Source organism: Streptomyces sp. NPDC059897, assembly GCF_042730865.1.
GTDB lineage: Bacteria > Actinomycetota > Actinomycetes > Streptomycetales > Streptomycetaceae > Streptomyces.
Map to the genome: position 1 here is coordinate 124,301 of NZ_JBHWKQ010000014.1, position 22,715 is coordinate 147,015.

Annotated in this window: 20 protein-coding genes; 10 read left to right on the top strand and 10 right to left on the bottom strand. The window is 70.2% G+C overall.

What is annotated here, in order from left to right; translation table 11 throughout:
- Positions 1-101: 101 nt before the first annotated feature.
- Positions 102-1,466, bottom strand: a complete 1,365-nt coding sequence (locus ACFV9W_RS18115; protein ID WP_385761692.1) for an FAD-dependent oxidoreductase — start codon at positions 1,464-1,466, stop codon at positions 102-104.
- A gap of 252 nt (positions 1,467-1,718) precedes the next feature.
- Between ACFV9W_RS18115 and msrA the strand changes: the two genes are divergently transcribed.
- The 3 genes from msrA (at position 1,719) to ACFV9W_RS18130 (ending at position 4,297) form a co-directional block, all read left to right on the top strand.
- Entirely contained in the window at positions 1,719-2,228 is a 510-nt protein-coding gene (gene msrA / locus ACFV9W_RS18120) for a peptide-methionine (S)-S-oxide reductase MsrA (RefSeq protein ID WP_385761694.1), read from the top strand.
- An 87-nt stretch (positions 2,229-2,315) separates the two neighbouring features.
- Entirely contained in the window at positions 2,316-4,043 is a 1,728-nt protein-coding gene (locus tag ACFV9W_RS18125) for an MFS transporter (RefSeq protein WP_385761696.1), read from the top strand.
- Positions 4,044-4,114: 71 nt separating this feature from the next.
- Positions 4,115-4,297, top strand: a complete 183-nt coding sequence (locus ACFV9W_RS18130; protein WP_385761699.1) for a hypothetical protein — start codon at positions 4,115-4,117, stop codon at positions 4,295-4,297.
- Between the two features lie 9 nt (positions 4,298-4,306).
- Here the strand turns inward: ACFV9W_RS18130 and ACFV9W_RS18135 are convergent, their stop codons facing one another.
- From ACFV9W_RS18135 to ACFV9W_RS18150, 4 genes are all read right to left on the bottom strand, one after another.
- Positions 4,307-5,473, bottom strand: a complete 1,167-nt coding sequence (locus tag ACFV9W_RS18135; RefSeq protein ID WP_385761701.1) for a MalY/PatB family protein — start codon at positions 5,471-5,473, stop codon at positions 4,307-4,309.
- Between the two features lie 3 nt (positions 5,474-5,476).
- Positions 5,477-7,066, bottom strand: coding sequence for a maltose/glucose-specific PTS transporter subunit IIBC (malX, locus tag ACFV9W_RS18140; protein ID WP_385761704.1), 1,590 nt, complete (start codon positions 7,064-7,066; stop codon positions 5,477-5,479).
- 198 nt (positions 7,067-7,264) lie between these two features.
- A complete protein-coding gene (locus ACFV9W_RS18145; RefSeq protein ID WP_385761706.1) occupies positions 7,265-7,840 on the bottom strand; it encodes a cysteine hydrolase family protein in 576 nt (191 codons plus the stop codon).
- 7 nt (positions 7,841-7,847) lie between these two features.
- Entirely contained in the window at positions 7,848-8,816 is a 969-nt protein-coding gene (locus ACFV9W_RS18150; RefSeq protein ID WP_385761709.1) for an LLM class F420-dependent oxidoreductase, read from the bottom strand.
- A gap of 265 nt (positions 8,817-9,081) precedes the next feature.
- Between ACFV9W_RS18150 and ACFV9W_RS18155 the strand changes: the two genes are divergently transcribed.
- Positions 9,082-10,320, top strand: coding sequence for an NADH:flavin oxidoreductase (locus ACFV9W_RS18155; RefSeq protein ID WP_385761712.1), 1,239 nt, complete (start codon positions 9,082-9,084; stop codon positions 10,318-10,320).
- A gap of 28 nt (positions 10,321-10,348) precedes the next feature.
- On the opposite strand, the gene ACFV9W_RS18160 is transcribed toward ACFV9W_RS18155, so the two are convergent.
- The 3 genes from ACFV9W_RS18160 to ACFV9W_RS18170 all read right to left on the bottom strand — a co-directional run bounded on the left by ACFV9W_RS18160 (position 10,349) and on the right by ACFV9W_RS18170 (position 12,770).
- Positions 10,349-11,002 (bottom strand): dihydrofolate reductase family protein, encoded by a 654-nt coding sequence (locus ACFV9W_RS18160; protein WP_385761715.1) that lies wholly within the window; start codon positions 11,000-11,002, stop codon positions 10,349-10,351.
- Positions 11,003-11,080: 78 nt separating this feature from the next.
- Positions 11,081-11,824 carry a hypothetical protein gene (locus ACFV9W_RS18165; protein WP_385761718.1) on the bottom strand — a complete coding sequence of 248 codons (744 nt, stop codon included), beginning with the start codon at positions 11,822-11,824 and terminating at the stop codon, positions 11,081-11,083.
- Between the two features lie 151 nt (positions 11,825-11,975).
- Positions 11,976-12,770, bottom strand: a complete 795-nt coding sequence (locus ACFV9W_RS18170; RefSeq protein WP_385761721.1) for an SAM-dependent methyltransferase — start codon at positions 12,768-12,770, stop codon at positions 11,976-11,978.
- Between the two features lie 276 nt (positions 12,771-13,046).
- Between ACFV9W_RS18170 and ACFV9W_RS18175 the strand changes: the two genes are divergently transcribed.
- The 3 genes from ACFV9W_RS18175 (at position 13,047) to ACFV9W_RS18185 (ending at position 15,533) form a co-directional block, all read left to right on the top strand.
- Complete coding sequence (locus ACFV9W_RS18175; RefSeq protein ID WP_385761723.1) at positions 13,047-13,772, top strand: GntR family transcriptional regulator; 726 nt, start codon at positions 13,047-13,049, stop codon at positions 13,770-13,772.
- A 58-nt stretch (positions 13,773-13,830) separates the two neighbouring features.
- On the top strand, positions 13,831-14,592 hold the full coding sequence (locus tag ACFV9W_RS18180; RefSeq protein WP_385761726.1) for a sulfite exporter TauE/SafE family protein: 762 nt from the start codon (positions 13,831-13,833) through the stop codon (positions 14,590-14,592).
- An 86-nt stretch (positions 14,593-14,678) separates the two neighbouring features.
- Positions 14,679-15,533: an aldo/keto reductase gene (locus ACFV9W_RS18185; protein ID WP_385761727.1), complete on the top strand. Its 855-nt coding sequence runs from the start codon at positions 14,679-14,681 to the stop codon at positions 15,531-15,533.
- Between the two features lie 7 nt (positions 15,534-15,540).
- Here the strand turns inward: ACFV9W_RS18185 and yicI are convergent, their stop codons facing one another.
- Entirely contained in the window at positions 15,541-17,763 is a 2,223-nt protein-coding gene (yicI, locus tag ACFV9W_RS18190) for an alpha-xylosidase (protein ID WP_385761730.1), read from the bottom strand.
- 368 nt (positions 17,764-18,131) lie between these two features.
- Between yicI and ACFV9W_RS18195 the strand changes: the two genes are divergently transcribed.
- The 3 genes from ACFV9W_RS18195 to ACFV9W_RS18205 are packed head-to-tail and all read left to right on the top strand — an operon-like array spanning position 18,132 to position 21,168.
- Positions 18,132-19,373, top strand: a complete 1,242-nt coding sequence (locus ACFV9W_RS18195; RefSeq protein WP_385761914.1) for an ABC transporter substrate-binding protein — start codon at positions 18,132-18,134, stop codon at positions 19,371-19,373.
- A gap of 14 nt (positions 19,374-19,387) precedes the next feature.
- On the top strand, positions 19,388-20,338 hold the full coding sequence (locus ACFV9W_RS18200; RefSeq protein ID WP_385761733.1) for a carbohydrate ABC transporter permease: 951 nt from the start codon (positions 19,388-19,390) through the stop codon (positions 20,336-20,338).
- Positions 20,339-20,343: 5 nt separating this feature from the next.
- Positions 20,344-21,168 (top strand): carbohydrate ABC transporter permease, encoded by an 825-nt coding sequence (locus ACFV9W_RS18205; RefSeq protein WP_385761736.1) that lies wholly within the window; start codon positions 20,344-20,346, stop codon positions 21,166-21,168.
- Positions 21,169-21,170: 2 nt separating this feature from the next.
- Here the strand turns inward: ACFV9W_RS18205 and ACFV9W_RS18210 are convergent, their stop codons facing one another.
- Positions 21,171-22,697: a cellulose binding domain-containing protein gene (locus tag ACFV9W_RS18210; RefSeq protein WP_385761739.1), complete on the bottom strand. Its 1,527-nt coding sequence runs from the start codon at positions 22,695-22,697 to the stop codon at positions 21,171-21,173.
- Between the last annotated feature and the right edge of the window lie 18 nt (positions 22,698-22,715).

Here is a 22,715-nt window from a genome sequence, read left to right on the forward strand (position 1 = left end):
CTTTATCCCGTCGCCCGTCGTGCCTCGAACCCGCGGGTACGGGTCAGGGCCCGGCCGAACGTCGGCCGGGCCCTGAGAGCCGGTGAACACACCCCGTGGTGTCACGCCTCGCTGGCGTTGAGCATCTCCTCGCGCTCCACGAGCTTCACGCGCTCGCGGCCCTGGGGCTCGCCGAGCGCCTTCTCGGCGGCGTCCAGCTTGTACCAGCCGTCCCAGGTCGTGTACCGGATGCCGCGCTCGCCGAGGAACTCCTCGACGGACTCGGGGGCGGGGGAGACGGGCTCCTGGAGGCGGCCCTGGGCGTGGTCGGCGAGCAGGTTCGCGACCGTCTCGTTGGCGTCGCCCTTGGTGTGCCCGATGAGGCCCACGGGGCCGCGCCGGATCCACCCGGTCACGTACGTCGACTGCAGGTGCTCGCCGTTCTCCTGGATGACCCGGCCGCCCTCGTCCGGGACGGTGCCGGACTTGATGTCCCACGGCAGCTTGGGCAGTTCGTCGGAGAGGTAGCCGACCGCGCGGTAGACGGCGCCGAGGTCCCAGTCGGTGAAGTTCCCGGTGCCCTTGACGTTGCCGGTGCCGTCCAGCTCCGTGCGCTCGGTGCGCAGGCCGACGACCTTGCCGTCCTCGCCGAGGATCTCGGTGGGCGACTCGAAGAAGTGCAGGAACAGCTTGTGCGGGCGGTCGCCCTCGTCGCGGATCGCCCAGTTCTCCAGCGTCTTGGCGACCATGTCGGTCTGCTTCTCGCTGCGGCGGGCGGCGATCGAGCCCTCGTCGTAGTCGATGTCCTCGGGGTTGACGATGACCTCGATCGACGGCGAGTGGTCGAGCTCGCGCAGCTCCATCGGGCTGAACTTCGCCTGCGCGGGGCCACGACGGCCGAAGACGTGGACCTCGAGGGCCTTGTTCGTCTTCAGGCCCTCGTACACGTTGGCCGGGATCTCGGTGGGCAGCAGTTCGTCCGCCGTCTTGGCGAGCACGCGCGCCACGTCGAGCGCCACGTTGCCGACGCCGAGGACGGCGACCTTCTCGGCCTCCAGCGGCCAGGTGCGCGGGACGTCGGGGTGGCCGTCGTACCAGGAGACGAAGTCCGCGGCGCCGTAGGAGCCCTCGAGTTCGATGCCCGGGATGTCGAGCGCCCGGTCCGCCGTGGCGCCGGTGGAGAAGACGACCGCGTCGTAGAAGGCGCGCAGGTCGTCGAGGTCGATGTCGCGCGGGTAGTCGACGTTGCCGAACAGCCGGATCTGCGGCTTGTCGAGGACCTGGTGCAGGGCCTTCACGATGCCCTTGATGCGCGGGTGGTCGGGCGCGACGCCGTAGCGGATCAGGCCGAACGGGGCCGGCATGCGCTCGAAGAGGTCGATGGACACCCCCGGCTCGGAGGCCGCTTCCGATTTGAGCAGGGCGTCGGCGGCGTAGATGCCGGCGGGGCCGGCTCCGACGATGGCGACCCTCAGGGGGCGAGGCATGGTTCAGGTTCCCTTCGAGTGGTTCCCGTGGTCCGTACGTGCTGGTCGGGCCACGAGTGCTTGAGGGGAAGCCTAAAGTAAGGCAAGCCTTAGAAAGTAGGCGGGTCCGGTCTATGGGCACATAAGGCTGCCTTATGGGGGTCGATAGCTTCGCTTTAGGGGTCCGGCTTAAGCTGGAAGATCTGTGGGTCGCGGTCTGTTGGACCTGTTGGATCTGCTCGTCGTGTCATCAGGTAGCGCAGGGAGTGACGTATGTTGGAGGTAACAGAAAAGGCCGTGCTGGCGGGCGGCTGCTTCTGGGGAATGCAGGACTTGATCCGCAAGCGGCCGGGCGTGCTGTCGACGCGCGTGGGCTACTCCGGCGGTGACACCCCGAACGCCACGTACCGTAACCACGGGGACCACGCCGAGGCCATCGAGATCGTCTATGACCCCTCGGTGATCACCTACCGGGATCTGCTGGAGTTCTTCTTCCAGGTCCACGACCCGACCACGAGGGACCGCCAGGGCAACGACCTGGGGCGCAGCTACCGCTCCGCGATCTACTTCACGGACGAGGCGCAGCGCCAGGTGGCCGTCGACACCATCGCGGACGTCGAGGCGAGCGGCCTGTGGCCCGGCAAGGTCGTGACCGAGGTCGAGCCGGTCGGTGACTTCTGGGAGGCCGAGCCGGAGCACCAGGACTACCTGGAGCGCTACCCCGAGGGGTACACCTGCCACTTCCCGCGGCCGAACTGGAAGCTGCCGAAGCGGGCCGCCTGAGTCCTGACCGTGCGGGCGTCACTTCTTTCGGGGAGTGGCGCCCGCAGGCATCTTGTTTCCGTGTACACGTAAATACATGATGGCTGCATGCATCAGCGGGAGCCGAAGAGCACGAGCCCCTTCAAGCAGCCCAAGGCCGTCTGGGCCGTCGCGTTCGCCTGCGTCATCTCCTTCATGGGCATCGGTCTCGTGGACCCGATCCTGCCCGCCCTGGCCGACAGCCTGCATGCCACGCCCAGCCAGGTGTCCCTGCTGTTCAGCAGCTATCTCATCGTCACCGCGGTCGCGATGCTCGTCGTCGGCTGGTTCTCCAGCCGGTTCGGCGCCAAGCGCACCCTCGTCATCGGCCTGAGCGTCATCGTCGTCTTCTCGGCGCTCGCCGGGGCCACGGGCTCCATCAACGGCATCGTGGGCTTCCGCGCCGGCTGGGGACTCGGCAACGCGCTTTTCATCGCCACGTCCCTGGCCGTCATCGTCGCCTCCGCGAGCGACGGCTTCGGCGGCGCGATCATCCTCTACGAGACCGCGCTCGGCCTCGGTATCGCCGTCGGACCGCTGCTCGGCGGCGAGTTGGGGGCGATCAGCTGGCGCGGACCGTTCTTCGGCGTCGCCGTCCTGATGGCGATCGCACTGGTCGCCACCATCGCGTTCGTCCCCGATCTGCCCAGGCCCAAGAGGATCACGTCCCCGCTCGCCCCGCTCAAGGCGCTGCGCCACCGCGGACTGCTGACCATGGGCGTCATGGCGCTGCTCTACAACTGGGGCTTCTTCACGATGCTCGGGTACGCGCCGTACCCCATGGAGCTCGACGCCCACGAACTCGGCCTCGTCTTCACCGGCTGGGGACTCCTCGTCGCCCTCTTCAGCGTCTACTTCGCGCCGCGCCTCCAGGCCCGCCACGGCACCGCTGCCGTCCTCTACGCGAATCTGTTCTGCCTCGCCGTCGTGATGGCGGTCATCGCGGCCGGGGTCTCGACGCCGACCGTGGTGATCGTCGCGGTCGTCGTCAGCGGCGCCTTCATCGGCATCAACAACACCCTCACCACACAGGCCGTCATGCTCGTCTCGCCGGTGGAGCGGCCCGTCGCCTCGTCCGCGTACGGCTTCCTGCGGTTCATCGGCGGCGGCCTCGCCCCGTACGTCGCGGGCAGGCTGGCCGACGCCATGGACCTCAGCGTGCCCTTCTACCTGGCCGCGCTCACCTTCCTCCTCGCCATCCCCGTGCTCGCCAGCGGGCACCGGCTGCTGGTGCGGGCCGAGACGGACCCGGGTGGCGGCGAGCCGGTGCAGCCGTCGCTCACGCCCGTGGGAGCCGTGGCCCGCGGCGCCGACCCGCGTGTCGTCGTCGCCGTCGGGGACCACGACAGGGCGCCCGCCATCGTCGACGCCGCCGCGCGCCTCGCCCGGGACACCGGCGGCCCGCTGGAGGTCGTGCACGTCCGGCGGACCGCGGTGGTCGACGACCAGGCCGCCGACGCCGAGGACCTGGCCCAGGCCCGCGCGGCCGTGCAGGACCACCTGGATCGGCTCGCGGCGCACGGAGTGGCCGCCACCGGGCAGGTGCTGGACAGCGTGGGCGACCACGCCGCCGCCGGGCGCGCGCTGGCCCGGCACGCGGCCGACACCGGCGCACGCGTCGTGGCCGTCGGGCACTCGCCGCGCGGCCCGCTCACCCAGTTCGCCGACGGCAGCTTCACCACCGCCCTCACCCACGCCTGCGCCTGCACGGTCGTCCTCGTCGGCACCGGCACGGACGCCCCGCCGCGCCGACTGACCGCGGCGGCACTGGCCGAACTCCGCGGCGCCGGGGCCTGAGGCGCCCGCCACGTTTGATCCGGCTCGATTCGGTGAGGCGAAGGATCAGTTGACAACGGGGAGGCACGGGGATGTTCGGACCGGCGAGCGGGCAATGGGTGCGCACACGCACCGAAGAGGACACGAAGGCCTTCATCAAGGAGAAGGAGCTCGAGCAGGAGCTCCGCAGGGAACCGGGGAAGGGCACCGCGATCCTGACCGGGATCGTGGCGCTGTTCGTCCTCGGCTGGCTCGTCTACGCACTCGTGCGCTGAGCCCACACCTCAGCGGATCGCGCGTACGCCGTCGATGAGGGCGCTCACCCCGCGTTCGACCTTCGAGCGCGGGCAGCCCACATTGAGCCGCACATGACCGGCCGCGCCGTACGCGGTGCCCGGCATGATCGCCACGCGCTGCCGCTCGACCAGCTCGCGCTGGAGCGCCTCCTCGTCGACGCCGAGGGGGCGCAGGTCGATCCAGGCCAGATAGCCGGCCTCGGGCGGCGTGAAGGCGAGCTCGGGGAACGCCTCGGTCAGCCGCTCCGCCACGGAGGACAGGTTGCCGCGCAGATACGTGCCGAGCGCGTCCAGCCAGGCGCCGCCCTCCCGGTAGGCCGCGATGTGGCCGACCACCGACAGCACCGCGGGGGACGACAGGCCGTCGGCCTCCTTGAGCCGGTGCAGATACGCGTCCCGGGAACCGGAGTCCCCGACGATGCCGTAACTGCCGGTCAGCGCCGGGATGTTGAAGGACTTCGACGCGGACGTGACGAGCGCCCACCGGGTGCCGGGGGCCGCGTGCAGAGGCCACGGCCGGTGCACGGCCGGCGGGTGGGCGAGGTCCGAGTGGATCTCGTCGCTGATGACCGCCACGCCGTGGCGCGCGCACAGGTCGGCCATGCGGTCCAGCTCCGCGGCCGTCCACACGTGACCGGTGGGATTGTGCGGCGAGCACAGCAGCAGCACCGAGGTGTCGGGCAGCGCCAGCAGGCGCTCCAGCTCCGCCCAGTCGCCCAGCGGGCAGGTGAGCAGCCGCCGCTCGTGCGCGGCGACCGTCTTGGGGAAGGCGTCGTACGTCGGTGCGTGCGTCACGACACCGTCGCCGGGCCGCGACCACAGCCGCAGCAGCTGCCCGACCTGGTAGATGACGGACGGACCGTAGACGATCGACTCCGGGTCCACGGGGGTGCCGTGCCGGGCGGCGTACCAGTCGACGATCGCGGACAGGAAGTCCCCGTGCCGCCAGCGGGAGTAGCCGAGGACGCCGTGGTCGAGCCGGGCCCGCAGCGCGGCCAGGACCTCCGGGGCCGTCTCGAAGTCCATGTCGGAGATCGTGAACGGCAGCAGGTCCGGCACGCCGAAGCGGTCCTCGACGTAGTCCCACTGCGTGCACCAGGTGCCGTGCCGGTCGACGACCGTGTCGAAGTCGTAGGTGGGGGAGGGGATGTGCACGGCTCAGCCCACCGGGATCATCGTGGCGATGGCGTCCTTCACGGACTGCACCTGCGGGCCTATGACCACCTGCACCGTGTGCGCGTCGAGCTTCACCACGCCGACGGCGCCCAGCTTCTTCAGGCGCGGCTCGTCCACGCGCTCCGCGTCCTCGACCGTCAGCCGGAGCCGTGTGATGCAGTTGTCGAGCGAGGTGATGTTGTCCGCGCCGCCGATCGCGTCGAGGATCGCCACGGCGTCGTACTTCCCGGCGACCAGCTCACGCGGAGCCCCGGATTCGTCCTCCTGCGCGGGCTCCTCGGCGGTCTCCTCCTCGCGGCCCGGCGTCTTGAGGTCGAAGCGCACGATCGCCCAGCGGAACAGGAAGTAGTAGACCGCGAACCACACGGCGGCGATCACCGGCACCAGATACCACTTGGTGGTCGTCCCCTGCAGCACTCCAAAGACGAGCCAGTCGATGACATTGCCGTCCGTGTTGCCGATGAACACCCCGAGGACGGCGGCGGCGAGGAAGCCGAGGCCGACGAGGACGGCGTGCAGGACGTACAGCCACGGCGCGATGAACAGGAACAGGAACTCCAGCGGCTCGGTGATGCCGCCGACGACACAGGCCACGACACCGGAGACCAGGAGCGCCTTGATCTCGGGGCGCATGTTCTTGCGGGCGCAGTGGTACATCGCGAGCGCGGCGCCCGGCAGCCCGCCGAGGTAGGCCGCCATCTTGCCCTGCGACAGGAAGTGGGTGGCGTCGGTGACGGCGCCCGTGGGCGGCTTGGCGCAGTTCAGCTGCGCGTAGAACATGTTCAGCGCGCCGGAGACCTGGTCCCCGCACACCGCGCCCGAGCCACCGACATCCGTGAACCGGAACATGGCGACGAGGATGTGGTGCAGGCCCACCGGGCGCAGCAGCACTTCGCCCATGCCGAAGAAGAACGGTCCGAACACCCCGGCGTGACCGATCGCGCGGCCCAGGTCGGTGATCCAGCCGTTGAACGTCGGCCACACCAGCGGGATGAGCAGACCGAGCACGCTCAGTGTGAGCGCGGAGACGATCGGCACGAAGCGCAGACCACCGAAGAAGGCCAGCGCGTCGGGCATCCGCTGCGTACGGAACCGCTGGTGAAGCAGGCTGACAACGATGCCAACGGCGACCGCGCCGAGGAGCCCCGTATCGATGGACTGGATGCCGATGACATCGGCGATGCCGTAGTGGGCGATCGCCTTCTCGTCGTCGAAGTCCACACCCTTGGCGGTGAGGAAGAAGTTCACCGCGAGGTTCATCGCGGCGTAGCCGACGAAGCCGGAGAACGCGGCCACGCCCTTGTCCTCGCGGGCGAGCCCGAGGGGGATGGCCATCGCGAACATCACGGGCAGGAACTGGAAGGCGACCTGGCCGGTGTTGGCCATCCACGTGAAGACCAGGTGGAAGCCCTGGCCCTGAAGGAAGGTCAGATTGCCGGTGACGGCCTCGCTGGAGAGCGAGGAGCCGATGCCCAGCATGATGCCGCAGAACGCGAGCAGCGCCACGGGGAGCATGAACGTCTTGCCGAGGCTCTGGAGGAACTCCCAGAGCGCGGCCTTGGTCTTCTGCATGGGAGGTGTGTCGTCTTTCGGACCTGTGCGGGAGGCGTGGGGAAGCCGGCCCACAGGGGTCACGAGCCGACGCGAGCGGTCGGGTCACGTGCCACACACAGGGATCGCCCGTCGAGCAGCGTCGAGGGTGTCCGATCCGCTGCAACGGATGAGATCACAGCAGCTCGCACCATGTCCATGGGCAATTTCGCGCCGGGCTCAGACCTGCTTGTCGAACGTCACGTCCGACGTCGGGACGATGTGTGCGCCCATGTTGCGCCGCATCATCTCCAGGGCGGCGCTCGCGAGCTCGGGATGGATGGCGGCCACCGCGTCGTGCGGCACCGTGGTCCGCAGATGGCGGATGTGCGCGTCGAGCGCGGAGTAGAGCACGCACTGCTCGGTGACCTGGCCGCACAGCACGATGTGCCCGACGCCCAGTTCCCACAGCAGATACGAGAGCGGGGTCTCGTAGAAGATCGAGTGCCGGGCCTTGACGACGAAGAGGGAGTCGTCGTCGGGCCGCAGCGGTTCCACCAGCTCGGCGTGCGGCCCGGCGAGCGCCGTGTCCACCAATTCGCCGTGGTGCGAGCGCCATTCGCCGAAGTTGTCGTTCACGTAGATCACCGGGACACCGGCCGCACGGGCCCGGTCGAGCAGTTCCACGACCGCGGGGACGATGGCGCGGGACGCGGGCAGCAGCAGCTCGGCGTCGTCGTGGTCGTAGGTGTTGATCATGTCGATCACGACGAGCGCCGAGCGGTCGGCCGGCGGGGCGGGTGTGTGCTCGGTCATCGCCGCCTCACCCGAAGGCCTCGCGCAGGGCGGGCAGCAGCTTTTCTGTGGACCACCGCAGGAAGTCGCGCTGCTGGTCACCGCCGATCTGGACCAGCGCGAGACCGGTGAATCCGACCTCCGCGAAGGGGCGTGCCGCCTTCACGAACGTGTCCACGTCGGCGCCGCACGGGATCGAGTCCGCGACATCGTCGGGCCGTACGAACTGGGTCGCGCCCTCGAACGAGTCCGGGTGCGGCAGCTCGGCGTTGACCTTCCAGCCGCCGGCGAACCAGCGGAACTGCTCGTGCGCGCGGGCGACCGCGGCCCCGCGGTCGGGATCGTAGGAGACGGGCAGCTGGCCGATGCGCGGCTTGCCCTCGCCGCCGTGCCGGTCGAACGCGGTCACGAGGTCCGCCTTGGGCTCGGTGGCGATGAGCAGATCGGCGAGGCGGCCCGCCAGCGCGCAGGACTGTTCGCCGGACACGGCGATGCCGATCGGCGGGGCGGTCTCGGGCAGATCCCACAAGCGGGCCGAGTCGACGTCGTAGTGCTTGCCGTGGTGGGTGACATGCCCGCCCTCGAACAGGGCGCGGATGATCGTGACGGCCTCCTCGAACATCTCGTGCCGCACGTCCACCGCGGGCCAGCCGCGGCCCACCACGTGTTCGTTCAGGTTCTCCCCGGAGCCGAGCCCGAGGCGGAAGCGGCCCTGCGACAGCAGCTGCATCGTCGCCGCCTTCTGCGCCACGACCGCCGGGTGGTAGCGGAAGGTCGGGCAGGTCACGTACGTCATCAGCGGGAGCCGCGACGTCGCCTGCGCGACGGCGCCGAGCACGCTCCAGGCGTAGGGGGAGTGCCCCTGGGAACGCAGCCAGGGAAAGTAGTGGTCGCTGGTCACCGAGAAGTCGAATCCGGCCTCCTCGGCCCCGACCGCGTGCCCCACCAGCTCGCGCGGTCCCGCCTGCTCGGTCATCAAGGTGTATCCGATGTCCATGGACATCGCGTTCCCGATCGGAGCGATATCTAACAGTTTGGGTGCTTGTGTTCGGTAATGCCGACCGCCGAACACGGGGCGAAACGGCGCGCGGGCCCTTCTGTGCGAGCCCTTCCGCGGTTCTCCATCACTGATTGAAAAGTGTGCCGCGCCGTGCTTTCCTGCGCCGGTGCCCACCAAGGGGTACGAGCAGGTGTCGGTCTCCCCTTCGTCGTGGCGGCCTCGACGCCCGTCCGTGGACCGACAGTTGAGGAGTTGCACAGCCATGAGCACAGCCGACTCCACCCGCGACACCACCGGGCCCGCTCCCGACCTGCTCGCCCCCGCACGCCTCGGGCCCCTCACCCTGCGCAACCGCGTCATCAAGGCGGCCACCTTCGAAGGTGTCACGCGGGACGCCCTGGTCAGCGACGAACTCATCGAGTACCACCGGCGCCCCTCGGCCGGCGGCGTCGGCATGACGACCGTCGCGTACTGCGCCGTCGCCCCCGAGGGCCGCACCGAACGCGACCAGATCCATATGCGCCCCGAGGCCGTTCCCGGCCTGCGCCGGCTCACCGACGCCGTGCACGCGGAGGGTGCCGCGGTCTCGGCGCAGATCGGCCACGCGGGACCCGTCGCCGACCCCGTGTCCAACGGCCTGCCCGCGCTCGCGCCCAGCCGCTTCCTGAACCTCCAGTCCTTCCGCTTCGCCCGCCCGGCCACCCGCGCCGACATCGCGCGTGTCACCCGCGCCCACGCCCGCGCGGCCCGCACCGCGGTCGAGGCCGGGTTCGACGCGGTGGAGATCCACCTCGGCCACAACTACTTCGCGAGCGCCTTCCTCAGCCCGAAACTCAACAAGCGAAAGGACGAGTACGGAGGCACCCTCGCCAACCGGGCCAAGGTCGCCCGGGGCGTCGCCCGTGCGGTCCGGGACGAGGTCGGCGACGAGATCGCGATCACCGCCAAGCTCAACATGGACGACGGTGTCTCCGGCGGCATCTGGCTCGACGAGAGCCTGCGCACCGCCGCCTGGCTGGAGGCCGACGGCAGCGTCGACGCCCTAGAACTCACCGCGGGCAGCTCCCTGCTCAACCCCATGTACCTGTTCCGCGGGGGCGCGCCCGTGCGCCAGTTCGCGGCGACGTTCCCCCAGCCCCAGCGGTTCGGCATCGAGCGCGTCGGAAAGAAGTTCATCCGCGCCTATCCCTACGAGGAGGCGTACCTGCTGCCCTCGGCGCGCCAGTTCAGGGCCGCGCTGAAACTGCCGCTGATCCTGCTCGGCGGCATCGCGGACCGCGCGACCGCCGAAGCGGCCATGACCGAGGGCTTCGAGTTCGTGGCGATGGGCCGCGCACTGCTGCGCGAACCCGACCTCATCAACCGCTTCGCCGAGGACCGTGCGGCGGGCCGGCCCACGCACTCGCTGTGCATTCACTGCAACCGCTGCATGCCCACCATCTACACCGGCACACGCTGCGTCCTGATCGAGCCGGAACCCTTCCACGCGCGGGGCCGCTGAGCAGCTGACCCGCCCCGCGCGCCGGGTGTCACTTCCGCCAGAACAGGTGGTGCCGCACCGCGCCCGTCGGGCTCGGCACGACATCGAGGTGGAAGCGGTCCAGGAGCTCGTCGGGGGAGTCCCAGAGCTTGGCGCCGGAGCCGAGCGTGACACCGTCCGCGACCGCCACGTGCAGCGTGTCGACGAGGTCCGCCTCGAGGAACTCGCGGATGGTGGTGGCCCCGCCGCCGAGCCGGATGTCCTTGCCCTCCGCGGCCACCCTCGCCTGCTTGAGGACGGTGCCGGGGTCGGCGTCGACGAAGTGGAACGTGGTGTCGGAGAGTGTGACCGACGGGCGCGTGTGGTGGGTCATGACGAACACGGGGGTGCGGAAAGGCGGCTCCTCACCCCACCACCCGCGCCACTCGTGGTCCTGCCACGGCCCGTTCTGCGGCCCGAACTTTCCGCGCCCCATGATCTCGGCGCCGATGTTGTGGGAGTAGTCCCGCGTCAGATAGTCGTCGATGCCGCGGGAGCCTCCCGGTTCCGTGCGATTGGGCCAGCTCGCCGTGGCCCCCGCCCAGGCGAACATCTGCCCGGGGTCGGCGTGGCCGAACGGCCGCTCCAGGCTCTGGCCCTGACCTGCGCCGAACCCGTCCGCGGACACGTTGAAATTCTGGACCTTCAGCAGTTGCTGTTTCACGGGGCTCCTCCTGCGTGATCGACAACTGTGAGACTGCCACGGCGAACGAAACTCATCGCGCAGGCGCCGGGCGGGGTGTCACGCGGCGCCGCCCTTCGCCCCGGCCTTGCTCTCCACCGCCTTGTCCGCCCCGGCCTTGGTGTCCGCGCCGGCCTTGGTGTCGGCGGCGTTCCTCGCGGGCTTGTCGGCGCCGGGCGAGGCGACGTAGAACACCGAACGCTGCTGCCGGGTGCGCTCGGCGCGGGCCTTGGCGACCAGGGCCTCCAGCGTGTTGCGGACGACCTTGGTGCTGAACTCCCGCTTGGGGTGTGCCTTCTGCAGCGTCGACGTGATCTCGGCGGCCGAGCGCGGGCTGGTCTCCGAGTCCAGCTGGGACACGATCAGCTCGACCAGCGTGGAGCCCTGCGGAGCGGTCTTCTCGGCGGCGGGCGCGCTGGGCTTGGTCGCCGCCTCGGCCTTGGCGGGCTTCGCGGCCTTGGCCGACTTGGCGGGGGCGCCGGCCGCCTTCTTGGCCTGCGCGGGCTTGGCGGCCGTCGTGGCCCGCGACTTCTGGCGCGGCACCTTGGCCGCCGCCTTGCCCGCAGTCTTCTCGGGCGCCTTTTTGGGCGCGGGCGCCGGCAGGGGCGGCAGTTCGCCGCTGCCGATGGACTTCAGCATGCTCTCCAGAAGAGAGCGGTTCTCTTCGAGGGTGCCCAACTCGGCCTGCAGCGAGGTGATTTCCTCGCTGATCCGCTTCAACTCGCTCTCGTTGTGCGCGATGTCGTCGCGGATCCGGTCGGCGTAACGGGCCTTGAGCTCGGTCTGAGGCGTGGTGTCCGACATGGTGGCTCGCTTTCGTGGCAAGGAGTGATCTGTCGGTGTGTGTACGTGTGTGCTGTAGGGCCGGATGGTACTCACCCGGGTGCCCATCGCGTGGCACGTCAGCACAGATCGGTCACCTTTTACGGTAAGGGAGTTGGCGTGTTGACGCCCGCTAGGGCTTGCGGCCGATGCCACCGAAGCTGCTGACGGGCTCCGGGAGTTCACCCTCGCTACCCTCGGGCCGCCACTGGGAAACCGAGGTCAGACCCGGTGCGACGAGCTCAAGTCCCGTGAAGAACCGGCCGATCTGCTCCGGGGTTCGATTGGTCCGCGGGTTGTCACTGGTGCTGTTCCACTGCTCGACCATCGCACGGGTGGCCTCGGGGTGGTACACCTCGGTGCTGTCGCACAGGACCAGGTGACTGCCGCCGGGCAGCGCGCTCTTGAGCTCCTCGACGATGCGGTAGGCACGGTCGTCGGTGACATGGGCGACGACCCCGAGCAGCATCAGGGCGACGGGACGACCGAAGTCCAGCGTGTCCGCGGCCCGCCGGAGGATGTCGGCGGGGTCGGTCAGGTCGGCCTCGATGTAGTCGGTGGCTCCCTGCGCAGTGCTGGTCAGCAGGGCCTCCGCGTGCCGCAGCACCACCGGGTCGTGGTCGACGTAGACGATCCGCGCGGCCGGGTCGTGGCGCTGCGCCACGTCGTGGGTGTTGTCGATGGTGGGAAGCCCGGTGCCGATGTCGAGGAACTGGTCGATGCCCACGTCCCGTACGAGGTGGGTGACGGTGCGCGCGAGGAAGGCGCGCTGGGCGCGTGCCACGTGCACGATCTCCGCGTTGACCTGCGCGATGGCGTCCCCGACCTGGCGGTCGACCTCGTAGCAGTCCTTGCCGCCGAGCCAGTAGTTCCAGATGCGGGCCGAATGCGGTGCGTCACTGTCGATCAGCGGACGGTCCTGGGGCACGAGTCGCTCCGAAGGGTCGATGGGTCGCCGTGGATCACGGGTCAACCAGGGTATTCCATGCGGCAGTTGGTACGTGTGGGTGGCGTGGGGCGAGCAGGTGGGTGGAGCGGTGGGTGTGCCGGTGGCTGTCACCCGGGCCAACCGGCGTTGCGGCGCCTCGTCGCCGCTCCACCGCAGGTCAGACGTTTGCCCAGGTCGGAGGGGGTGGCGTAACACCCGCGAAACATGGGAGGGCGTACGGTCTGCCGTCACATGCACCACGAGGAAGGGACGGGCATGGAAGACCGTGACGGATCCCGGGCCGACCGGGCACGCCGGGTCGCCGATGTGCTGCGGCAGGGGATCGTCGACGGGGTGTACGAGGGTGTGCTGCCGGACGAGCGGCGCCTCGGTCACTCGCTCGGAGCCACCCGCAACGCCGTGCGCGAGGCCCTGAACATGCTGCGGGACGAGGGTGTCGTGACGCGGCGGCGCGGCATCGGCACCCTCGTCACCGGCCACAAGGCCGGACACGGGCTGTCCCGACTGGTGGGCCTCGCCGAGGAGTTGACCGCGTACGGCACGGTCACCAACGAGGTGCGCGAGGCACGCGTCGTGCCGCACGCCCCGCCCGCCATCACCCAGCGCCTCGGCCTCCCGGAGCACTCCGAGGCGGTCTACATCGAGCGCCTGCGCTCACTCGACGCGGACCCGCTCTCCCTCGACTCGACCTGGCTCGCGCCCGACATCGGCCGCCCGCTGCTCGACCGCCACCTCGCGGGCCGCGATCTGTTCGCGCTCATCGAGGAGACCAGCGGCACCCGGCTCGGCAGCGCCGAGGTGACCGTGCACGCCGTCACCGCCGACCCGGACACGGCACGCCTGCTGGACGTGGCGGAGGGCGCCGCGCTGTTCACCATCGACCGGCTGACCAGGCTCGCGGACGGCCGCCCCGTCGACGCCGAGTCACTGCGGGTGCGCGCCGACCGATTCGCCCTGCGGGCCGTCCTGCCGAGGGACTGAAGGAGCGGTACATGCGAAGCGAACGACGAAGAGACCGGCGGCCCGGGCGGGAGCGCACATGACCCTCGACACGACACACCTCGTCCTCCTCGCGGTGGCCGGGCTGCTCGGAGGCATCGGCATCACCGCCATCGGACCCGGCGGAGTGCTGCCCACCATGGGCCTCTTCCTGTTCTCCGGGCTCACGCCCTCCGGTGTGGCCGGCACGGCGATCGTCACCCACGTCGCCACGGGCCTGCTCGGCACCGCGGCGTACGCCCGGTCGGGACAGCTCCGCGACCCCGGGACCCGGCGCTGCGCCGCCGTGCTCGCCGGCGCGGCGCTCGTGGGGGCGCCGCTGGGCGTGCTGTGCAACACCCTGGTCGAGGGGCGCGGCTTCGGGATCCTGCTGGCCTGCGCGGTCGTCGTCACCGGCATCCTCGTGTGGGTGCGCGACCGGCGCGCCCCGGACGGCGCCGAGCGTGCGCACATTCCCCTGGGCCGCACCGCGTTCATCGGTGTCGTCGTCGCGGTCGTCGCCGGCCTCTTCGGGCTCGGCGGCCCCATGCTGAGCGTGCCCCTGCTCGTGGTGGCCGGGCTGCCGGTCCTGTCGTCGCTGGCCGCCGCCCAGGCCCAGTCGATCGTGATCGCGAGCGTGGGCACGGTGGCGTACGTCATGCACGGAGCCGTCGACTGGCGGCTCGCGGCCCTGGTGGGAGTGCCGGAGCTGGTCGGCGTGCTCATCGGCTGGCGCATCGCACACGCCCTCCCGGCCCGCCGCCTCAAGTACGCGATGGTGGCCTTCCTCCTCGCGTCGGCGCCGTTCCTGGCCCTCCACTGAAGCCCCCGACGGCCTGTCCTCGGCACGCTTTCCACGGTCAACTGCCCTGTTAACGTTGCCGCGTTGACCGAGGGGTGGAGGGGCACATGACATCGACCACGTTCCGCATCGGCGGGGATCTGGGCGTACGGCGGCTCGGGTTCGGGGCCATGCACCTGCCGACCGAGCCGGGGCCCGCCCGCGCGAACTCCCTCGCGGTCGCCCGGCGGGCCGTCGAACTGGGCGTGACGCTGATCGACACCGCGCACATGTACGGCGGGGGAGCCAACGAGGAACTCCTCGCCGAGGCCCTGCACCCGTACCCGGAAGAGATGCTCGTCACCACGAAGGTCGGCATCGCGCGGTCGAGCCCCGAGGAGGAGTGGCGGCTCGACGGGCGCCCGGCCGTGCTGCGCGATCAGGTGGAGCAGGCGCTGCGCCGGCTGCGGGTCGAGCGGATCGAGCTGCTCCAGCTTCACCGGATCGATCCAGGGACCCCGCTCGCCGACCAGCTCGGAACGCTGCGGGAGCTGCGCGACGAGGGAAAGATCGGCCGGATCGGGCTGTCCGAGGTCACCGTCGACGAACTCGACCGGGCCCGGCGGATCGTCGACATCGCGAGCGTCCAGAACCGCTACAACCTGCTCGACCGCGAACACGAACCCGTCCTCACCGCCTGCGAGGCGGCGGGCATCGCGTTCCTGCCGTGGCGCCCCGTCGCATGGGGGAAGTCGGGGGCCGAAGCCGACATCGCCGCCGTGGCGAAGTCGCTCGACGCCACACCCACGCAGGTCGCGCTCGCCTGGCTGCTCGGCCACTCACCGGCCGTCCTCCCGATCCCCGGCACCGCCCGGATCGCGCACTTGGAGGAGAACCTCGCCGCCGACGCCCTGCGCCTGGCACCCGAGCACCGCGACCTCCTCGACCGGCTGGCCGTTCCGGGCGCCCCTCCCGTGTCCTGACGGCTCCTCAGAGTTCCCGGAGCGTCACCTCGCCGTCGCCCTCCTCGATCCTCGCCGACCCGCTCGCGCCGTCGCGCACCACGCGGTACGTCGCGGCGACACCTCCGTGCAGGTCAGGCACGGTCACCGTCACATCGTCCGCGTCCGGGGCGACGAGCAGCGTGAGGCCGGTGAGCCAGTCGGCGTCCGGGCGCGCGTCGTCCGCGCCCATCGGGAGGACCGCGCCCGGCCGCACGTACAGCGGCAGGCTGTCGAAGCTGTGCCGTTCGCGCCGCCAGGCCGGGCCCTCGACCCGCTCGCCGGTGAGGAGATGGGTCCACGTGCCCTCGGGGACGTAGAACTCGACGTCGCCGTCCTCGGAGAACACCGGGGCCACCAGGAGGTCGGGGCCGAGCATGTACTGGCGGTCGAGGGCGCGCGCCGTGGGGTCGCCAGGGAAGTCGAGCAGCATCGGGCGCATCAGCGGCACACCCGTCGTGTGCGCCTCGGCCGCCGCACCGTACAGGTACGGCATCAGGCGATGCTTGAGGCGAGTGAACTGCCGTGCCACGTCGACCGCTTCGTCGCCGAACTCCCACGGCACCCGGTACGAGGACGAGCCGTGCAGGCGGCTGTGGGAGGAGAGCAGACCGAAGGCCAGCCAGCGCTTGAAGACCGACGCGTCCGGGGTGCCCTCGAAGCCGCCGATGTCGTGCGACCAGAAGCCGAACCCGGACAGGGACAGGGACAGGCCGCCGCGCAGCGACTCCGCCATCGCGCCGAACGAGGAGAAGCAGTCGCCGCCCCAGTGCACCGGGAACTGCTGCCCACCGGCCGTCGCCGAGCGGGCGAACAGGACGGACTCGCCGCGGCCCCGCTCCTTCTCCAGGAGGTCGAAGACGACCTCGTTGTACAGGTGCGTGTAGTAGTTGTGCATGCGCTCCGGGTCGGAACCGTCGTGCCAGACGACGTCCGTGGGGATGCGCTCGCCGAAGTCCGTCTTGAAGCAGTCGACCCCCTGGTCGAGCAGCACCTTGAGCTTGCCGCGGAACCAGCTGCGGGCCTGCGGGTTGGTGAAGTCCACGAGCGCCATGCCCGCCTGCCACAGGTCCCACTGCCAGATGTCGCCGCCTGCCCGCTTCACCAAGTAGCCGTGCGCCGCGGCCTCTTCGAACAGGGTCGACTTCTGGGCGATGTACGGGTTGATCCACACCGAGATGCGCAGGCCGCGCTCCTTGAGGCGGGCCAGCATGCCCTCCGGGTCGGGGAAGACCGCGGGGTCCCACTCGAAGTCCGACCACTGGTACTCGCGCATCCAGAAACAGTCGAAGTGGAAGACGCTCAGCGGGATGTCGCGCTCCGCCATCCCGTCGACGAACGACGTCACCGTCTCCTCGTCGTACTGCGTCGTGAACGACGTCGTCAGCCACAGGCCGAACGACCACGCGGGCGGCAGCGCCGGGCGGCCGGTGAGCGCGGTGTAGCGGCGCAGCACGTCCTTCGGGGTGGGGCCCGCGACGACGTAGTACTCGAGTGACTGGTCCTCGACGCTGAACTGCATCTGGCCGACCGACTCCGAGCCGATCTCGTAGCTGACCCGGCCGGGGTGCGCGACGAACACGCCGTAGGCGCCCGCCGGGGAGACGTGCAGGCTGAACGGGACGTTCTTGTACGCCTGTTCGCTGCTCGTGCCGCCGTCGGCCTGCCACATGTCGACGACCTGGCCGTTCCTGACGAACGGGGTGAAGCGCTCACCGAGCCCGTAGACCTGCTCGCCGACGCCGAGCGCCAGCTGCGCGGCCATGTGGTGCTCGCCGTCGCCGGTCCGGAAGAAGGCGGTGCCCTTGTGGCCCGACGAGGTGATCTCGCGGCCGTCGGCGTCGCGGAAGGACAGCTCCCAGGGCGCGGCCTCGTCGAGGCACACGGAGAGCGCGCCGCTGGACAGCTCGACGCGGGTGCCGTCGCGGCGCACGACGCCCGTGCCGGCGTCCTCGCCCGGCAGCCGGAAGTCGGGCCCCGGGCGCCGCTTCCCCGCATGGTGGGTGACGCGGACGCCGATGACACCCTCTGCGGGGGTGAAGCAATCGACGGTCAGCAAGGGGGAGTTGAGCGTGTCGCCGCGCCGCTCGATCCGCTTGACCGCGGCGAACGCGGTGAAACGGTCAGTGTCGACGCGCAGGTCGCGGACCTCGGTGGCGTACGAGGCCTGGACCCCGTCGCGCATCAGCCAGAAGCCGTCGGTGAACTTCATCATCTTCCTCGGGGTGGGCAAGGTGCGTGGGCAAGGCGCCGCTACACCGCATTTGAGCTCACGGACATCGAAAGATCAAGAGGTCGGAAGCAGGAATCGTCGAAGCGCTTCGACAGGCTCTTCGATCCCTCTACGACAGGGTGTAGCGGGCCGTGCGCAAGCGATGAAGTCGGCCGCAAGGTCTGGTGTCGAAGCGCTTGATGACGTATTAGTCATGGCGGAAAACAAAAACGCGCTCTGCGTGTGCGGCGCGGGCCGGAGCCGTACCGCGCGATGCGAACACCTCGTCGGGACACGGGAGTTCCGTCGGGACCGGCCACCCCTTCAAGGCTTGGGTATCCACCGTGACAGCAGCACTTCCACCGGACGTGTCGCGCCCCCGGCGCGGCCGCCGCGGCCGAAGCACCACCGCGGCACTCACCGCCTGTTCCGCGCTCGTCGCCGGCGCGGCGCTCACCGGCTGCGGGGCGGGGCGCGACCCCGGTGTGTTCACCGTCCTCAACTCCTCGACCGACGCCTCGTACCACGGCTGGGACGCGGCCACGCTCAAGCGCTGCGGCACGAAGCTGGGCCTCACCATCGAGCAGCAGAGCGTGCCCGCCGCGCAGGTCATGCAGAAGTCGCTGCGCATGGCGTCGTCGAAGTCGCTCCCGGACGTCATCCAGTTCGACGCCTCCGAGATGCCGACGTTCGCGGAGGCGGGCGGCCTCGTCGACCTGCGCTCGCTCGGCCTGTCCACGAAGGACGTCCCGGAGGGCATCGTCGACTTCGGCTCGTACCAGGGCACGTACTACGGGGCCGCGCGCACGGTGAACACCCTCGCCCTCTTCTACAACAAGGACACCCTCAAGAAGGCCGGGGTCGAAGTACCCACCACCTGGGACGAGATGCGGGAGAGCGCCGAGAAGCTCACCCAGGGAAGCCAGTACGGCATCGCGCTGAGCGCGGGCGGCGCGGAGGACGGTGTCTTCCAGTTCGCGCCGTTCATGTGGTCCAACGGCGGTGACGAGACGAACCTCGCCGGTCCGAAGGTCGCGGGCGCCCTCGACTACTGGAAGGGCCTCGTCAAGGACGGCTCGCTCTCCAAGTCGACCGTCAACTGGACGCAGGCCGACGTCAACGACCAGTTCATGGCCGGCAACGCCGCGATGATGATCAACGGCCCGTGGCAGGTGGAGACCCTGAACACCAAGAAGAACCTGCACTGGGGCATCGCCCAGATCCCCGTCCCGAACCGCGGCGCGAAGTCCGTCGGCCCGCTCGGCGGCGCCGTCCTCACCGTCCCGAAGACCGAGGACACTGGGCGCCAGAAGACCGCGGCGAAGATCATCCGCTGTATGTCCTCCGAGCGCGAGCAGATCACCTACGCCCGCAACAGCTGGATGGTCCCCGCCAACGAGAAGGCCGCCGCGACCTGGCGCAAGGAAGTGCCCGAACTCGACGCGCTCGCCGACCAGGTGGCCACCGCCCGCTCCCGCACCGCGAAGGTCGGAGCGCGTTGGTCGTCCGTGTCGCTCGCCCTCCAGAGCGCCTTCCAGTCGGCGCTCACCGGGCAGTCCAGCGAGGCCGCGCTGAAGAAGGCGCAGACCCGCGCCACGAGCGGGAACTGAGGGGGACTCACACCATGTCGACCACCACGGCCACCGCACCCGCCGCTCAACGCACGGCGGTCCAGAAGCCGACCGACCCGGCACGCGCCCGGCGCCGCCGCAGGATCGGCCAGTGGGGGTTCATCGCCCCCGCCGTCGTCTTCATGCTGCTGTTCTTCGGCTACCCGCTCGTCCGCAACGTCGTGATGAGCTTCCAGGACTTCTCACCGTCCACGTTCTTCGACGGCGAGTCCCCCTTCAACGGCACCGACAACTGGAGCAAGGTCTTCCACGACGACCTCTTCGGCAAGGCGCTGTGGCACACCATCGTCTTCACGGTCGGCTCGCTGCTCGGCCAGTTCGGCATCGGGCTCGCGCTCGCCGTCTTCTTCACCAAGCGGTTCCCGCTGAACGGGTTCCTGCGCTCCCTGATCCTGCTGCCGTGGCTCGTCCCCATGGTCGTCTCCGGCATCGTGTGGCGCCGCATCCTCGACCAGGACACCGGTGTGCTGAACTCCTTCGCCGAGACCATTGGCCTCGGTGGCGCCACCCCGTGGTTGACCAGTCCCGGCATGGCCCTGTTCTCCGTGATCATGGTGAACATCTGGATCGGCATCCCGTTCAACATGGTGATCCTCTACGGCGGCCTCCAGGAGATCCCCAAGGAACTGTACGAGGCGTCCTCGCTCGACGGCGCGTCCGCCTGGCGCACCTTCCGCTCGATCACGCTGCCGCTGCTCAAGCCCGTCATCACGGTCGTGCTCGTCCTGGGTTTCATGTCGACGGTCAAGATCCTCGACCTGATCCTCGCCCTCACCGACGGCGGCCCCGCCGACGCCACCCAGACGCTCGGCACGCTCACGTACCAGAACTCCTTCGTCCAGCTCGACTTCGGCGCGGGCGCTGTCGTCGGCAACGTCCTCATCCTCATCTCCGCCGTCTTCGCGGTGTTCTACCTGCGGGCCAACCGCTCCGAGGGGAAGTGACCGGCATGGCGAACGCCACCACCGCGTCCGGGCGCCGCTGGGGCGCCACCGTCGCCGGGATCGTCATCCTCGGCGTGATGCTGTTCCCGCTGTACTGGATGATCAACACGGCCCTGCAGCCCGAGTCGGGACTCCTCGAGGTCTCGCCCGTCCCGCAGTCGCTCGACCTGTCCGGCTTCACCTCAGCGATCACCGAACAGGGCGGCCACCTGCTGACCTCGCTCGCCGTCGCCCTCGGCGCCGTCGCGATCTGCCTGGCTGTCGCCGCGCCCGCCGCCTACGGGCTCGCCCAGTTCCGCCTGCGCGGCAGCCGCACCATCGTCTTCGGCACCCTCATCACGCAGATGGTGCCGGGCATCGTCATCGCCAACGCCCTCTACAGCGCGTACGTCGACCTGGGCCTGGTCAACTCCTACTTCGGCCTGATGCTCGCCGACGCCTCGCTCGGCATCCCCTTCGCCATCGTCCTCATGCGCTCCTTCATGGTGGCGATCCCCAAGGAGGTCATCGAGGCGGCCGAGGCCGACGGCGCGAGCAAACTGCGCACCTTCCTCCAGGTCGTCCTGCCGATGAGCCGCAACTCCCTGATCACGGCGGGCCTCTTCTCCTTCCTGTACGCGTGGAGCGACTTCATGTTCGCCCTCACACTGAACACGACGGACGACGTCAAGCCGGTGACCCTGGGCATCTACCAGTACATCGGCGCACATGTGGGCGACTGGGGTTCGGTGATGGCGGCGTCCGTCCTGTCGGCGATCCCGGCGGCGGTGCTGCTGGTCCTTGCTCAGAAGTACATCGCCGCTGGGATCACGGGCGGGTCCATCAAATGAGGTCAGCCCAGCTGTGACGCGAACGCCTTCATGAACGCGCCGGCCGACTGCCCCACCCCGCTGCACGTCGCCGCCGCCGGGCCGCCAGGGCCGTCGGGGCAGGCGCGGTCGCGGGTCGCCGACCACAGGGAGATCCAGGCCATGCCCTTGGACTTGGCGAACGCGCCGAGCTTTGCCGCGTCGGAGAGGGTGAAGACCTCTTCGTCGATGTCGTTGACGCCGATCATCGGGGTGAGGGCGACGCGGTTCCACACCGCGCGGTCGGAGCCGCCGATGATGTGCTTGAGCTGGGCGTGGGTGGCCTCGGCCGCGTCGATGGCGTAGGCGCCCATGCGGCCGCGCGGGTGCGGCGCGGGGGAGGAGCCGAAGTTCATGGCCATGGCGTTGACGGCGCCGATGTCGACGCCGTGCTTCTTCGCGTCGCGCAGCAGGGCGAGGCCGTCCGCGGTGAGGCCGCGGGGGAGCGCCGGCAGGGTGAACGACACGTCCAGGGAGGGATGTTGGCGCTGGAGTGCCGCGACAGCACGGTTGCGGCGGTCCACGCTCGCGCGGTCGGTCAGCGCGTCGCCCTCGATGTCGAAGTCGACCTTGGTCAGCCCGTAGTGGTCGATCACCTCCTCGTACGCGGAGGTGAGGCGGGACACCGACGTGCAGGTGCGGGCGAGTTCGTTGCCGCTCTGGCCGCCGAAGGAGACACGTACGTCGCCGCCCGCGGAGCGCAGTGCGCCGATCTTGGCGGCGACCGGGTTGCCGTCGAGCGTCGACCTGCCCCACTGCGGGGTGCAGTCGCCCTTGGGCTTCACGAAGGCGAGGGTGTAGGTCTTCACGCCCGTGCTCCGGGCGGTCCGGGGCAGGTCGAAGGCGGGGGAGAGGGAGGTGTCGACGTACGGGGCGAACGGGACCGGCCCGGGTGGCGGGGCCGAGTGGCTCGGCCTCGGGGTGTGCTTCTTCGGCGGGGACTGGGAGGGCTTCGCGGATGGCGAGGCGCTCTTGGCGGGGTCCGGTGCGGGTATCGCGCCGATCGTGCACGGGGTGCCGTCGACCGAGCAGTCCGTGGGGCGCGCACCGGACGACGAGCGGGCCTTGAGGGTGAGGGTGAGCGACTTCCCGGGCGCGAGCGGGGAGTCGTCGGGGCGGGCCTCGGCCGTTACGTGTCGGCCCTTCACCGCGTAGTGCGCGGGTGACAGCGACGAGAGGGCGGCGCCCTTCGGAAGGGTGAAGGACAGCTTCCAGTCGGGGGCCGCGGACTCGCCGTCGTTGTGGATGACGTAGCGGCCGGTGAAAGCGCTCTGCGAGGTGGCCGTGCCCTGGTAGCGCGCGGTCAGTGCCCCAGAGTCGTCGCCGTCGCCGGTGGCCAGCAAGGTTCCGCCGACCGTGCCCGCGACCAGTACGGCACCGCCTGCCACGCACGCTCCGGTGCGGCGGCTGAACCGTCCGCCCCCGGCGGACGCGCGCGTGGACAGCCACGCGGCCAGCGGGGTGCGCGGCTTGCGCCGCTTTCCGGCGGGGCCTCGGGACGGGGGCGCCATGCGGGTCCTTCACGATCG